General features: G+C 70.7%; 9 protein-coding genes. 7 read left to right on the top strand and 2 right to left on the bottom strand.

Annotated features, from left to right (window positions below):
• Positions 1 to 71 precede the first annotated feature (71 nt).
• From bcsD to AB6807_RS04840, 7 genes are all read left to right on the top strand, one after another.
• On the top strand, positions 72 to 545 hold the full coding sequence (bcsD, locus tag AB6807_RS04870; protein WP_116909026.1) for a cellulose biosynthesis protein BcsD: 474 nt from the start codon (positions 72 to 74) through the stop codon (positions 543 to 545).
• A complete protein-coding gene (bcsR, locus tag AB6807_RS04865) occupies positions 542 to 1,162 on the top strand; it encodes a BcsR/BcsP family cellulose biosynthesis protein (protein ID WP_371083694.1) in 621 nt (206 codons plus the stop codon). Before bcsD ends, bcsR begins: the two co-directional genes overlap by 4 nt.
• A 2-nt stretch (positions 1,163 to 1,164) precedes the next feature.
• Positions 1,165 to 1,986 carry a cellulose biosynthesis protein BcsQ gene (bcsQ, locus tag AB6807_RS04860; RefSeq protein WP_165840309.1) on the top strand — a complete coding sequence of 274 codons (822 nt, stop codon included), beginning with the start codon at positions 1,165 to 1,167 and terminating at the stop codon, positions 1,984 to 1,986.
• On the top strand, positions 1,983 to 4,151 hold the full coding sequence (gene bcsA, locus AB6807_RS04855; RefSeq protein WP_116909023.1) for a UDP-forming cellulose synthase catalytic subunit: 2,169 nt from the start codon (positions 1,983 to 1,985) through the stop codon (positions 4,149 to 4,151). Before bcsQ ends, bcsA begins: the two co-directional genes overlap by 4 nt.
• A complete protein-coding gene (gene bcsB / locus AB6807_RS04850) occupies positions 4,148 to 6,619 on the top strand; it encodes a cellulose biosynthesis cyclic di-GMP-binding regulatory protein BcsB (RefSeq protein ID WP_371083693.1) in 2,472 nt (823 codons plus the stop codon). The genes bcsA and bcsB overlap by 4 nt, the downstream gene beginning before the upstream one ends.
• Positions 6,620 to 6,626: 7 nt before the next feature.
• Positions 6,627 to 7,940, top strand: coding sequence for a cellulose synthase complex periplasmic endoglucanase BcsZ (bcsZ, locus tag AB6807_RS04845; protein WP_371083692.1), 1,314 nt, complete (start codon positions 6,627 to 6,629; stop codon positions 7,938 to 7,940).
• A 122-nt stretch (positions 7,941 to 8,062) separates the two neighbouring features.
• Positions 8,063 to 12,382 (top strand): cellulose synthase subunit BcsC-related outer membrane protein, encoded by a 4,320-nt coding sequence (locus tag AB6807_RS04840; RefSeq protein ID WP_371083691.1) that lies wholly within the window; start codon positions 8,063 to 8,065, stop codon positions 12,380 to 12,382.
• Positions 12,383 to 12,455: 73 nt separating this feature from the next.
• Here AB6807_RS04840 and AB6807_RS04835 read toward each other — a convergent pair whose 3' ends face one another.
• Positions 12,456 to 13,796, bottom strand: a complete 1,341-nt coding sequence (locus AB6807_RS04835; RefSeq protein ID WP_286512102.1) for a bifunctional diguanylate cyclase/phosphodiesterase — start codon at positions 13,794 to 13,796, stop codon at positions 12,456 to 12,458.
• A 165-nt stretch (positions 13,797 to 13,961) separates the two neighbouring features.
• Complete coding sequence (locus AB6807_RS04830; protein WP_371083690.1) at positions 13,962 to 14,351, bottom strand: hypothetical protein; 390 nt, start codon at positions 14,349 to 14,351, stop codon at positions 13,962 to 13,964.
• Positions 14,352 to 14,420 lie beyond the last annotated feature (69 nt).

The raw sequence follows: 14,420 nt of genomic DNA, 5'->3' as shown, positions 1-14,420 counted from the left end.
GATGCGTTCGAATGCAGCGATAAGTTCACATTTGTTGTCATCGGTTAATTGATCCAAGAGAATGCTTCGACATGGACACAGGCGCGACGTTTATTCAGTATTACGAGAGGAACTCCTGCAGTGCGCAATGGTTGGAATTCAATCGCGGCCTCGCTGCGGAGCTGAGTGCCGGCCTGCCGCCCGAGGACCTCAGGCAGCTCTTTTTCCGTGTCGGCCAGCGCGTGGCGCAGGCTTTGCCGGTGGCGCACTGCGCCACGCTCGATGAGCTGCAAGACCAGTTCAACGCCCGCTGGGACGGCATCGACTGGGGCTTTACCGTGCTGAGCGAAGACGTCGAGGGTGTCTACATCACCCACGCCTGCAGCCCGGTGGCCGTGGCCTTCGGCCCCGAAGCCACGAACTGGAGCGTCGGCTTCTTCGAAGGCGTGTACCAGGCCTGGTTCGATTCGCAGCACATGCCCCCCGAACTGCGTGTGCAGGCCCTGCAGCCCGACACGCAGGCCGGCCCCCGCATCGACCTGCGACTTGCCAAGGTGCCCGCATGAGCAATTCGGAAGAGCCCACCCCGGAAGACATTGCCGGCCTGTTCCGCAAGTTCGGCGGCGACGCGCACGGTTACAAGGAGTTCGCGCAGCCGGACACCGAGGCCGAGCCGCCACGCGCCTGGGCGCTGTTGTCGGGCGAGAAGATTTCGCACCCGCCGGTGCCGGCTGCCGTGCCGGTGCAGGCGCCGGTGCAGCCGCCAGTGGCTGCGCAGCCTCCCGCACCCGTGCCTGTGGCCGCTCCTGTCTTGCCGCCCGCGCCGGCACCCGCGCCAACCCCCTCGCCCGCACCCACGCCGTTCCTGGCGCCGGTTGCCGCCCCCGTTTTCACAGCGCCCGCTCCCGCACAGCCCGTTCGCATCGAACCCGTGCTGCGCGCTCCGGTCCTGCCGCCTGTTTTCGCTCCGGCCCCCGCACCAGCGCCCGCGCCCGTGCTGCCGCCGTTGCGCGCTCCGCTGCTGCCGCCCCTGGGCACGGCACCGGCTCCCGCTCCCGCACCTGTTGTTGCCGCCGCGCCCGTCGCGACCACGCCGCTTGAACAACTGTTCGAGCGCCTGGTAACCCCGCAGCCCCCGGCGCCGCCGCCCGGTCCCATGTCCCGCTGGCGCAGGCCGACGTGACGATGGTCGTCGTTCCCGTCATCTCCTCCAAGGGCGGCGTCGGCAAGACCACGGTCACGGCCAACCTCTGCACCGCACTCGCCCAGCGCGGCCGGCAGGTGCTTGCGATCGACCTCGATCCGCAGAACGCCCTGCGCTTTCACATCGCCAGCGAGCCGCAGGCCTGCGACACCGGCCTGGTCGAGGCGGCCACCGGCCTCATGCCCTGGGCTCGCGCCATTCGCGCGGCGCATGGTGGCGTCATGCTGCTGCCCTTCGGCGACGTCGACGACGAGCGCCAGATCGCGTTCGAGCAGCAACTCGCCCGCAACCCCCACTGGCTGGGCGAGACGCTCGCGCGCTTCGGGCTGCCTCAAGACATGCTGGTGGTGCTAGACACCCCGCCCGGCCCCTCTGTCTATCTGCAACAGGCGCTGCGCGCGGCCAGTTTCAGCGTGGTCGCGGTGCTGGCCGATGCCGGCTCCTTCGCCACGCTGCCCATCGTCGAACGCATGCTCGACAAGTACACCCGCCCGCGCGCCGACTACATCGGCACCGGCTACGTGGTGAACCAGGTCGACCCGGGCAAGCGGCTGAACCACGACGTGTTCGAGGTGCTGCGCAAGCAGCTGCGCCCCGACCTGCTCGGCGTGCTGCACCTGGACCAGGCCGTGCCCGAGGCGCTGGCCTCGGCCGTGCCCGTGCAGCGCTACGCCCCCATGAGCCAGGCCACGCAGGACATCGCCTCGTGCGCCGACCGGCTGCTCGAGCGCATTGCCGCCGGCCCCCAGCTGCACCAGCAGCACCCCCTTTCTTCTCCGCGGAGCATGGAACAGACCCGATGAAAAGCGCCTCGCCCGCCCCGCAGGAGCAACCCGCCCCTCGCCCCGCCCCCGCCTTCATGCGCCTGCTGCCGGTGCGCATCCTGGGCTGGATCGCCGCCCTGATACTGCTGCCCGCGGTGATCATCGCGCCCATGACCTTCGAGCAGCAGATCGTGCTGTCGGTGGGCATTTTCGCGGCGGCGCTCATCGCCAACCGGGTTCGCGGGCGCTTCGCCGGGCTGGTGCTGATCTTCCTGTCGGTGGTGGTGTCTTCGCGCTACACCTACTGGCGCGTGACCGAGACCATGTTCATGGACAACCCGGTCGACCTGGTGCTGGGCGTGGGCCTGCTGATGGCCGAGCTGTACGCCTTCGTGGTGCTGCTGCTCGGCTACATCCAGACCGCCTGGCCGCTGGAACGCAAGCCGGTGCCGCTGCCCGAGGACCCGGCCGAGTGGCCGACCATCGACCTGTTCATCCCTACGTACAACGAAGCCTTGTCGGTGGTGCGCTCCACCGTGCTGGCCGCGCAGTCGATCGACTGGCCGCGCGACAAGATCAAGATCTTCGTGCTCGACGACGGCCGGCGCGACGAGTTCCGCGTGTTCTGCGAAGACGTGGGCGTGACCCACGTCACGCGCGACAACAACCGCCACGCCAAGGCCGGCAACATCAACGCCGCGCTGAAGAACACCACGGGCGAGTTCGTCGCGATCTTCGACTGCGACCACATTCCCACGCGCTCGTTCATGCAGATCGCCATGGGCTGGTTCGGGCGCGACCCGAAGCTGGGCATGGTCCAGCTGCCTCACTATTTCTTCTCGGCCGACCCGTTCGAGCGCAACCTGGACACCTTCGGCACAGTGCCCAACGAGGGCGAGCTGTTCTACGGGCTGATCCAGGACGGCAACGACCTGTGGAACGCCACCTTCTTCTGCGGCTCCTGCGCGGTGCTGCGCCGGACCATCGTGGAAGAAGTGGGCGGCATCGCGGTGGAAACCGTGACCGAAGACGCCCACACCGCGCTGAAGATGCATCGCCGCGGCTACAGCACGGCCTACCTGGCGCTGCCGCAGGCCGCCGGCCTGGCCACCGAAAGCCTGTCGGGCCACGTGGGCCAGCGCATTCGCTGGGCGCGCGGCATGGCGCAGATCTTTCGCATCGACAACCCGCTGTTCGGCCGCGGGCTGCACTGGGCCCAGCGCCTGTGCTACGTGAACGCGATGCTGCACTTCTTGTACGGCCTGCCGCGGCTCATCTACCTGACGGCGCCGCTGGCGTACCTGTACTTCGGGGCCAGCGTGATCCACGCGTCGGCGTCGATGATCTTCGCGTTCGCGCTGCCCCACATCCTGCACGCCAACCTGACCAACAGCCGCATCCAGGGGCGCTTCCGGTACCTGTTGTGGAACGAGGTGTACGAGGCCGTGCTGGCCTGGTACATCTTCCGCCCGACGCTGGTGGCGCTCATCAACCCCAAGCTGGGCAGCTTCAACGTGACGGCCAAGGGCGGGCTGATCCAGAAGGAGTACTTCGACAGCAGCATCGCCAAGGCGAGCCTGGTGTTGCTGGCGCTGAACTTCGTGGGCGTGTGCCTGGGCGTGTGGCGCCTGACCTGGGTCGACCCGCAGAACATCGCCACCGTGTGGCTGAACCTGGCCTGGACCGTCTACAACCTGATGATCCTGGGCGCCTGCGTGGCGGCGGCCAACGAGTCGCGGCAGCTGCGCGGCGCGCACCGGGTGGAACTCGCCCTGCCGGCCACGCTGTACTTCGAAGACGGCCGCTCGCTGCGCTGCAACACCTTCGACTTCTCCAGCGGCGGCCTGGGCGTGGAACTGCCGCAGGACCTGAAGCTCGACCTCGAAACGCAGGTCGAGGTGGCGCTGTACCGCAACGACCAGGAATCGCGCTTTGCCTCCACGGTGCGCTTCAGCAGCGGCAAGCGGCTGGGGCTGCGCTTCGCGCCCATGAGCTTCGCGCAGGAGCGCGCGCTGGTGCAGTGCACGACCGCGCGCGCCGACATCTGGGCGGCCCGCTGGGGCAACCACCCGCGCGTGGGCATCCACCGCGTGCTGGGCCACATCATCAGCATCAGCGGCACCGGTTTCCGCGACATGTTCAGCCATTACTACCGTGCGGCCGCTTCCCGGCTGCGTCCTGTCAAAACGAAGGAATCCACGTGACGTCCACCCTGCGCGCGCACCGCCGCGTCGTGCCCCCTGCCCGCGTGGCCACGCCATCGAACCCGGCTTCCTTCCTCTCACCCCGCCGTTCACCCGGCACCGCGGGCCTGTTGGCCGTGGCGCTCGCCGTGGCCGCCATCGGCGGCGGCGCGCACGCCCAGCCGCGCCCGCTGGCACCGCCGCCGTCCACCAGCCAGCAGGCACCGGCGGGCGCAACGGCTGCGCCGGGCGCCTCTTCTGCCAGTCCCACGGCCAGCACCTCGGCGAACACCCCGCGCGGCGCCCCGCTGACGCTCGCCGCGGCCGGCGCCCCTGCCGCCACCCCGGCCGCCGGCGCCGTGCGCGAGCTGAACCTCACGCAGCTGGGCATCGACTACGCCGTGCAGCTGCGCGGCATCAGCGGCACGGTGGGCATTCCGTTCAACGTGCGCGCCGACGAGCTGGTCACGGCCGCCTCGTTCAAGCTGAACTACGCCTACTCGCCCTCGCTGATCCCCGAGCTGTCGCACCTGAAGGTCACGGTGAACGACGTGCTGGTGGCCACGCTGGCCGTGAACCGCGCCGACGCGGGCAAGCCGCAGACGGCCGACATCCCGATCGACCGGCGCCTGATCACCGAGTTCAACCGCATCAACGTCGAGCTCATCGGCCACTACACGCGCGAGTGCGAAGACCCGGCGCACACCAGCCTGTGGGCGCGCATCGACGCGACCAGCACGCTGAAGCTGACCGTCGCGCCGCTGAAGCTCACGAACGACCTGGCCAGCCTGCCACAGCCCTTCTTCGACCGCCGCGACGTGCGGCGCGCGCGCATTCCCTTCGTGTTCGGCGCGCCCGCCGCGGGCCCGGTGCTCGAAGCCGCGGGCGTGGTGTCGTCGTGGTTCGGCTCGCTGGCCGACTACCGCGGCGCGACCTTTCCGGTGTCCAACGGCGACCTGCCGACCGGCCATGCCGTGGTGTTCGTCACGCCGGAGTCGAGCATTCCCGGCCTCACGCTGCCCGCCATCCAGGGCCCGGCGCTGGCCGTGGTCGACAACCCGCAGGACGTCAACGGCAAGCTGCTGCTGGTCATGGGCCGCACGCCGGCCGACCTGCGCACCGCCGCCGCCGCGCTGGCGCTGAACAGCAAGGCGCTGTCGGGCGCGATGGCCTCCGTTACCGCGTTCCAGGAACCGCCGGTGCGCAAGCCCTACGACGCGCCGCGCTGGGTGCCCAGCGACCGCGCGCTGCAACTGGGCGAGCTGACCACCGCCGGCGACCTGTCGGTGACGGGCTACAACCCCGACGTGGTGCGCGTCAACCTGCAGCTGCCGCCCGACCTGTTCACCTGGCGCAGCCGCGGCATTCCGCTCGACCTGCAATACCGCTACACGCCGCGCGTGCGGCCCGACCAGTCGACGCTGAACGTCAACGTCAACGACAACTTCATCGGCGGGCTGCCGCTGCGCTCGGCCAACCCGGCCGGCGACCGCTGGTGGAACCCGCTGGCCGTGAAGCTGATGCCCGACGGCACGCTGGCCGAAACCAAGGAAGTCATTCTTCCGCCGCTGGCCATGGGCCCGCGCAGCCAGCTGCGCCTGCACTACTACTTCGAGCCCGTGGGCGGGCGCTGCGTGCCGCAGCTGGACAACGTGCGCGGCTCGATCGACCCGACCTCCAAGATCGACGTGTCGGGCTTCCCGCACTTCATCGCCATGCCCGAGCTGGCGGCCTACGCCAACGGCGGCTTCCCGTTCTCGCGCATGGCCGACCTGTCGGACACCGCGGTGATCCTGCCCGAGCAGCCCGACAACAGCGACACCGAGACCTACCTGGGCCTGCTCGGCCAGATCGGCCGCTCCACCGGCTACCCCGCGCTGCGCGTGAAGGTGGGCCGCTCCAGTGAAGCCGCGCAGTGGGCCGACAAGGACCTGCTGGTCATCGGCAACCTGCAGAGCCAGCCGCTGTTCACGCAGTGGGCCGACAAGATGCCGCTCAAGCGCAACGGCACCGCGCCGGAACTCAAGCTGAACAGCTGGATCGACAACGCCGTGGACTTCGTCATCGGCGCGCGCACCCGCGAAGACTTGCCGGGCACCATGCAGATCGCCGTGAGCGAGGACGGCCGCGACGCCGTGCTGGCCGGCTTCGAGTCGCCGCTGCGCAGCGGACGCAGCGTGATCGCCGCCATCACCAACGCGAGCTCGAAAGAGGCGCTGCTGAACGCGCTCATGACGCCCGACCTGCTCAAGAGCGTGCAGGGCAGCATGACCATCGTGCGCGACACGCAGGTCAACAGCGTGCTGGGTGGCGACACCTACTACGTGGGCCGCCTGCCGCCCTTTGCCTGGGTGCAATGGAACCTGTCGCGCAGCCCGCTGATGCTGGGCGCTCTGGTGCTGGTGCTGGCGCTGCTGGGCGCGGGCGTGTCGTATGCGGGCCTGCAACTGCGGGCACGCCGTCGCCTGTCGGTCAACAAGGCCAAATAATCCGTTCATGCGACCTTTGCCGACCCCGCCGCCCCTCGAACGACTTGCGAGCCGGCGTGCCCTGCTGACGGCCGCCGGCCTGGCGCTGGCGCTGCCGAAGATGGCGAGTGCCGCGCCGGCCGCTGCCGCAGCACCTGTTGCTGCGCCTGCGGCCGCGCCCTCCCCGGCGCCGGCTGCGGCCGCAGCACCTGCCGCGGCCCCCGCCTGCCACCCGGCCACCGACTGGCTGGCCTTCGCGTCGCGCCACATCCAGCCCGATGGCCGCGTCATCGACTTCAACACGCCGCAGCAGCAGTCGACCTCCGAAGGCCAGTCCTACGGGCTGTTCTTCGCGCTGGTGCACAACGACCGCCCGACTTTCGCGCGCGTGCTGGCCTGGACCGAGTCCAACCTCGCGGGCGGCAGCCTGTCCAAGCAGCTGCCGGCCTGGCAATGGGGCCGCAAGCCCGAAGGCGGCTGGGGCGTGCTCGACCCCAACGCCGCGTCCGACGCCGACCTGTGGATCGCCTACGCGCTGATGGAAGCCGGCCGGCTGTGGAACGACACCAACTACCGCACGCTGGGCCGCGCCGTGCTGGCGATGGCGGTGCGCGACGAGGTGGTTTCGCTGCCGGGCCTGGGCCGCATGCTGCTGCCCTGGCCCAAGTCGGTGGCGACGGCGCCGGCCTGGCGCCTGAACCCCAGCTACATGCCGCTGCAGCTGCTGCGCTACTTTCAGCAGGCCGATCCGGCGGGGCCGTGGCATGAGGTCACGGACAACACGCTGCGCATGTTCGGCGCCGTCACGCCCAAGGGCTTCGCGCCCGACTGGTGCGCCTGGTCGCAGGACGAGCGCGCCTTTGTCGCCGACCCGGTGAAGGGCGTGACCGGCAGCTACGACGCCATCCGCACCTACCTCTGGGCCGGCATGCTGAGCGACAAGGACCCGGCGCGCAAGATGCTGCTGCTGAACCTGCGCGGCCCGCGCGTGCTGCTGGCCGACCACCAGCCCGTGCCCGAATACGTCGACACCGTGACCGGCGCCGTGCGCGGCATGGCGCCGCTCGGCTTCGCCGGCGCGATGCTCCCTTACCTGAAGGCCGCGGGCGAAACCGACGCGCTGGCCGCCCAGGTGGCGCGCGTGCCGGGCGGGCGCGTGGTCGCCGTGCCGCCGAACCCCAACACACCGCCAGTGACGCCCCCGGTGGCGCCCCTGCCGTACTACGAACAGTGCCTGCTGCTGTTCGGCCAGGCCTGGCTCGACGGCCGCTACGAATTCGGCCGCAACGGCCAACTGCAAACCTCATGGAGAACGCTATGCCGTCCCAATCGACCGGCTTGAAGCCACAGCGTCGCTCTTCAGTCGCATTGCCCGCAACGACCACGGCGCTTGCAACGCCCCATACGCCCCGCACGCCGGGGCGTCTGTCGTCGCAGTCCCAGCAATGGATGGCCTGCCTCGGCATGCTCGCCGCGCTGTGCACGGCCAACCCCGCCCACGCGCAGGCCGACGCCACCGCCGCGCTGGTCGAGCAAGGCAACTACTGGCAGACGCAGGGCCGCGCCGACCTCGCCGAAGAAAGCTGGAAGAAGCTGCTCACCGTCGACCCGCGCTCCACCGACGCGATGTACGGCATGGCGCAGGTCGAGCTGTCGCGCAGCAACGCCGACGCCGCCCGCAGCTGGATCGCCCGCCTGCGCACCGCGAACCCGAACGACCCCCGCCTGGCCCGCCTGCAGCAGCAGTCGCAGCAGCCGGCCGGCCAGCAAAGCACGCTGCAGCGCGCCCGCGCCGCCGCGCGCGCCGGCCGTTCGGCCGAGGCCGTGGAGCTGTACCGCAGCCAGTTCGACAACCGCCCGCCGCCCGACGCGCTGGCGCTGGAGTACTACCAGGTGCTGGCCAGCACGCCGCAGGGCGCCGACGAAGGCCGCAAGGGCCTCGAGCAGCTGGTGAAGGACCACCCCGAGAACGCCAACTACCGCCTCGCGCTGGCGCAGCAGAAGACCTACAGCGAGCCCACGCGCCGCGCGGGCATCCGCGAGCTGGTCGAGCTGACCAAGCAGCCCGCCGTGGCCGGTGCCGCGCGCGCGGCCTGGCGCCAGGCGCTCATCTGGCTGGACGCGCGCCAGCCCGACGTGCCGCTCTACCAAGACTACCTGGCCAACAACCAGGCCGACGCGGCTGTCAGCGCGCGGCTCGAAACCCTGACCGCCGCCAAGACCGCCGCGGCGAACTCGCCCGATGCGCCGCTGGGCGAAGGCTTCAAGGCGCTGGAACGCGGCGACGCGAGCACCGCCGAGCAACGCTTCCAGGCGGCGCTGCGCGCCAAGGCCGACGACAGCGAGGCCCTGGGCGGCCTGGGCCTGGTGCGGCTGCGGCAGGAGCGCTTTTCGGAAGCGCAGGACTTCCTGGAGCGCGCGGTGCGCGCCGGCGGCAGCAAGTGGAATTCAGCGCTGCAAAGCGCCACCTACTGGACGCTCATCGGGCAGGCCCGCGCCGCCCAGGGCAAGAACGACCTGCGCGGTGCGCAGGCGCTGTACGAGCGCGCGGTGCGCATCGACGGGCGCGAGCCCGTGGGCCAGAACGCGCTGGCCGACCTGCGCGCCGCCGCCGGCGACTTCGCCCAGGCCGAGCAGGGCTACAAGCGCGTGCTCGAAAGCAAGCCCCAGAACACGCAGGCGCTGCGCGGCCTGATCTCGGTGTACGGCCAGACCGGCCGCCCCGACCAGGCCCTGGCGCTCGCGCGCCAGCTCACGCCCGAGCAGGCCACGCAGCTGGGCGGCCTGCGCGACATCCAGGTCGAGCAGGCGCGCAACCGCGCGCGCCAGCAGGCCGACGCGGGTGACGCGCCCGGCGCTCAGCGCACGCTCGAAGACGCCATGCTCGCCGCGCCCGACAGCCCCTGGGTGCGCCTGGACCTGGCGAACATCTACCGCAAGCAGGGCATGGTGTCCGAGGCGCGCGGCGTGATGGAAGGGCTGCTGATGTCGCAGCCCGACATGCCCGACGCGCTGTACGCCAGCGCCCTGCTCGCCTCCGAGACGGGCGACGCGGCCGCGGGCATCCAGTACCTCGAACGCATTCCGGCCGCCTCGCGTACGCGCGACATGGCCGGCCTGCAACGCCGCCTGTGGGCGCAGTCGCAGGCCGCGCGCGCGCTGGCGCTGGCCCGACAAGGCCAGGTCGACGCCGCCCGCGGCGTGCTGGCGCAAGCCGAGTCGGCGCTCAGCACCGACATGCCGGCCGAGCTGTGGGGCCAGCTTGCCGGCGCCTACGCCGAGATCGGCGATGCGCCGCGCGCGCTGGCCATGAGCCGCCAGCTGCTCGCGCGCTCGCCCACGCCGAGCATCAGCGACCGGCTGCTGTACGCGTCGGTGCTGCTGAAGACCAAGCAGGACATCGAGCTGTCCGCCGTGCTGCGCCAGCTGGCCAGCGTGAACATGACGGCCAGCCAGCGCAACGACTTCGACAGCCTGCGCGTGGCCTTCGCGCTGCGCCAGGCCGACGCGCTGCGCGAGGCCGGCAACCTGGAGGCCGCCTACAACGCGATGGCCCCGGTGCTGGCCGAACGCCCGAACGACCCGCAGGCCATGGGCGCGCTGGCGCGCATGTACTCCGCCGCGCGCGACGAGACCCAGGCGCTGGCGCTGTACCAGCGCATCCTGCAGCGCAACCCGACCGACCTCGACACCCTGCTCGCGGCCGCCGCCAGTGCCAGCGCCCAGCGCGAGCACAGCGAGGCCGAGAACTACGTGATGGCCGCGCTGAAACAGGCGCCCGACCAGTCGCGCGTGCTGGCCGCGGCCGGCCGCGTGTACCGCAACGCCGGCGACAGCCGCAAGGCCGAGCAGTACCTGCGCGCGGCGGTGGACGCCGAGCGCCAGGTCGCCTCCGGCGGCTTCGCACCCGGCGGCGCGCCGGTGCAGATGGGCGGCGGCAACCCGTTCGCCGGCATGACCGGCAGCGGCGCGCCGGGCGCGGCCGTGCCCACCGGCTATCCGCCGGCCAACGGCAACCCCTTCGCGCAGCAGGCGCGCATGCAGCCGGTGTCGTACCCCGGCGCGGCGGGCGCGGCGCCTGTCTATGCGCAGGCCCAGGCGTATCCGGCGGCGGGCTATCCCGCGGCCGGCTACCCTGCCGCTGCGCAGGGCTACCCTGCCTACCCCGTGGCGGGTGCGCCGAACGCCTACCCGCCGGGCGCCCTGCCCTGGGGTTCGACCGGCACGGCCGCCAACGCCAAGGGCCGCGCGGCCACCGCCAAGGGCGCGACGCGCACCGCGCGCAACAACGCGAACGGCAACGTGCCGCAGACCGCTGCGTACATGGCGCCTTCGATGCAGCCCATGCAGACGATGCAGCAATACCCGGTGCCGGGCACGCAGCAAGTGGCGCCGGTCTATATCCCGCAGGCCCAGCCCCAAGGTGGCGCCTACCCGAGCTACCCGGCCTACCCGGCCTACCCGCAGGCGAACGCCGCCTACGCGCAGGCCAACACGCCGCGCCAGGAACCCAGCTGGAACTCGCCGCTGCGCGCGGCGCCGGCCAACCCGTTGTTGTCCGAGCTGCAAGACCTGGAGTCGCAACGGGCGATCAGCCTGACCGCCGGCACGGTCTTCCGTAACCGCGCCGGCGAGGCGGGGTTAAGCCGACTGACGGACTTCCAGCTCCCGGTGCAGGCCCGCTTCCCCGTGGGCGAGGGCAAGATCGTCGTGGGCGTGACGCCCACGGTGCTCGACGCCGGCACGCCCGCGACCACCTACTCGACGCTCAGCCGGTTCGGCGGCGGCCCCACGGCCGTGGCCCAGTCGCTGCGCGACCTGAGCGAGCCCGGCCAGCAGAACGCCTCCGGCGTCGGGCTGAACGTCGGCTACGAAGGCAAGAACTTCGATGCTGGCATCGGCACCACGCCGCTGGGCTTTCCCACCACCAACGTCGTCGGCAACGTGACGTTCAAGGGCAGCTTCGGCGACTCGTGGAACTACAAGGCCGACATCTCCCGCCGCGCGGTGACCGACAGCGTGCTGTCGTTCGCCGGTGCGAAGGACGAGCGCAACGGCGACCGCTGGGGCGGCGTGGTCGCCACCGGCGTGCGCGGGGACCTGGGCTACGACGACGGCACCTACGGCGTGTACAGCTACCTCTCCGCGCACGGCATCACCGGCAAGAACGTGGCCAGCAACTCGCGCATCGAAACCGGCGGCGGCGCGTACCTGCACCTGTTGAACAGCGCCTCGTCCAAGCTCACGCTCGGCATGAACATCGGGTTGATGGGCTATGAAAAGAACCTGAGCTACTACACCTTCGGGCAAGGCGGCTACTTCAGCCCGCAGAGCTTCGTGAGCGTGGCCTTTCCGGTCGACTGGACCGGTCGCGCCGACCGGCTCTCGTGGCGCGTGAACGCATCCCTGGGCGTGCAGTCGTTCAACCAGAAGTCGACGGCCTACTTCCCGACCGACTCGTCGCGCAACGCCCAGGCGCAAGCCGTGGCGAACCTGGCGACGGCGCTGGGGTTCAGCAGCTCCGTGTACAACAACGTGTACGCGGGCAGCTCGAAGACCGGCCTGGCCTACAACCTGGCGGCGGTGCTCGAATACCAGGTGGCGCCGAAGATGTTCCTGGGTGGTGCGCTGGGCTTCAACAACGCCCAGAACTACAGGCAGTTCACCGGCAGCCTGTACCTGCGCTACGTGTTCGGCGGCTCCAGCACCATCGGCGCCCCGGGCTACGGTGGCAGCGGCACGACGCTGAGCCCGATGACTTCGCCGTACACGCCGCTGCTCTGATGGGGAGCCAGGGCTTCGGCCCTGGTTTCAGGCCAGGGCTGCGGCCGGCCCAGCTCGCGGCAGCGGGTCAGCCTCAGCCCGCGGCAGCGGGCGGGGCCAGCGCGCCGACCGGCGCGTCGGTGCCCCACAGCGGCGCCTGCTCGAACTGCGCCACCCACTGCACCATGTCCTTGGCCGCCATCGGCATGGCGATGCCGTAGCCCTGGGCCAGCGTGCAGCCCATGGCCAGCAGCGCCTCGCCCACCTTCACGGTTTCCACGCCCTCGGCCACCGCGGTGAGGCCGAGCGCGTTCAGCAGCGCCAGGATGCCCTGCACGATGGCGCGGTCCTGCTCGTTGTCGAGCATGCCGCGTACGAAGGACTGGTCGATCTTCACCGCCGACACCGGCAGCTGGCGCAGGTAGGTCAGCGACGAGTAGCCGGTGCCGAAGTCGTCGATGGTCACCGCCACGCCCAGCGCCTTGCAGGCCTCCACGAACAGCGCCACGTTGGCAAACTGGCTGATGGCCGTGGTCTCCAGGATTTCCAGCTCGAGCATGCCGGCGCCCAGCTTGGGAAACTGCGACAGGTGGCGCGCCAGCCGGTCGACGAAGTCCCAGCGCATCATGTGGCGCGGCGCCACGTTCACGCTCACCGAAATCTCCAGGCCCGCCAGGCGCCACTGGTGCGCCTGCCACAGGGCCGTGGCAATGGCCCAGTCACCGACCTGCTCGACGAGCGCGTCGTCCTCGATGAGCGGCACGAACTGGATGGGGGGCAGCAGGCCGCGCTCGGGGTGCTGCCAGCGAATGAGCGCCTCCACACCCACCACCACGCCGCGCTGCATGTCCACCTTGGGCTGGTAGACCAGGAAGAACTCGCCCTGCAGCAGTCCTTCCTGGATGCGCTGGCGCTCCCGCACGATCTGCTCGTCGGCGCGGGCCTGCGGGGCGTCGAAGTAGTGCACCTTGCCATCGGCCGCGCGCTTGGCGAAGAAGGCCGCGTGCTGCGCCTGGCGCAAGGCGGTCTCGGGCGGCGGGCCGTTGCTGTCGAGCATCATGGCGCCGATGCTGGCGTCGAGGCTGGCGGGCTGGTCGCGCCACATCCAGGGCTCGGCCAGAGAGGTCTGGATGCGTTCGAGCACCTGCGCGCACTGCGAGGTGCCCAGGCCGGCGAACACGGCCGCGAACTCGTCGCCGCCCACGCGGGCCATCACGCTCTCGCGCGGCAACTGGGCCTTGACGCGGCGGGCCACCTCTTCGAGGGCGGCATTGCCGGCGACCATGCCGAGGCGGTCGTTGAGCTCGGCGAAGCGATCGACGTCGATGTAGCAAACGGCCGCCAGGCGCTTTCCCGAGCGAGCCCAGTCGGCCATCAGCGGGCGCAGCACCTCGTCCGGCGGGAGGCGTGCCGAACCGTCGTAATGGGACGGCAATGAGACTGGGGTTTGCGTGTTCGACAAAAGACTGTGGCTCCGGAAAGTCGCGAGCTATTGTTCTCCCAATTGGGCCTTTTCCGCGCTTTGCGCCCCGGAATTGTTACAGACGCGGTGTGCGCACAACACTCCTGCATGCATGCAGGGCCCGGCGCACCCGCGCGCCTAGCCGCAGTACGCCCCGACGACCCTGCCCGAGGGCTCGACCTGCACGTTGAGCCGGGTCATGTCCTGCGCGGGATCGGCGCTGTCGGTGGCCAGTACGGTGCGACCGACGCGGGCACCCGTGCGCTGGCGCATTTCGTCGAGCAGCTGCGGGGTGGCGCGCAGGCCCAGCCCGAAACGTGCTTCGGCCGCCCTGCAGCTTTCGGGCGGCGTGGCAAAGCTCGGCGGCTCGGGCACTTCGGAGGTCAGCGGCCGGTCCGTCGGGGGCGACTGGCAACCGGCGGCAAGAAAGGCGATGGCCAGGGCCATCGACAAGGCCGGCAGGGCCGGTAGGGCCGACAGGACCGGTATCGGCAGGCTGGCCGGGCTTCGGCCGTTCGTCACGCGCATGGGTGTCTCGCTCCTTGAAAGAGGCCTGAAGCTTAGTCAGGTCAGGGCGCGGTCTCGCGGCGCAGCTTA

Source organism: Variovorax sp. RCC_210 (genome assembly GCF_041355175.1).
Taxonomy (GTDB): domain Bacteria; phylum Pseudomonadota; class Gammaproteobacteria; order Burkholderiales; family Burkholderiaceae_C; genus Variovorax.
Note: the sequence above shows the minus strand (reverse complement) of the source record. Positions and strands in the feature narration are given on the sequence as shown.

Excerpts from the sequence above, each read along its gene's own strand:
- bcsD (WP_116909026.1), top strand. The coding sequence starts at position 72 with ATGGACACAGGCGCGACGTTTATTCAGTATTACGAGAGGAACTCCTGC.
- bcsR (WP_371083694.1), top strand. The coding sequence starts at position 542 with ATGAGCAATTCGGAAGAGCCCACCCCGGAAGACATTGCCGGCCTGTTC.
- bcsQ (WP_165840309.1), top strand. The coding sequence starts at position 1,165 with ATGGTCGTCGTTCCCGTCATCTCCTCCAAGGGCGGCGTCGGCAAGACC.
- bcsA (WP_116909023.1), top strand. The coding sequence starts at position 1,983 with ATGAAAAGCGCCTCGCCCGCCCCGCAGGAGCAACCCGCCCCTCGCCCC.
- bcsZ (WP_371083692.1), top strand. The coding sequence starts at position 6,627 with ATGCGACCTTTGCCGACCCCGCCGCCCCTCGAACGACTTGCGAGCCGG.
- AB6807_RS04840 (WP_371083691.1), top strand. The coding sequence starts at position 8,063 with ATGCTCGCCGCGCTGTGCACGGCCAACCCCGCCCACGCGCAGGCCGAC.
- AB6807_RS04830 (WP_371083690.1), bottom strand. The coding sequence starts at position 14,351 with ATGCGCGTGACGAACGGCCGAAGCCCGGCCAGCCTGCCGATACCGGTC.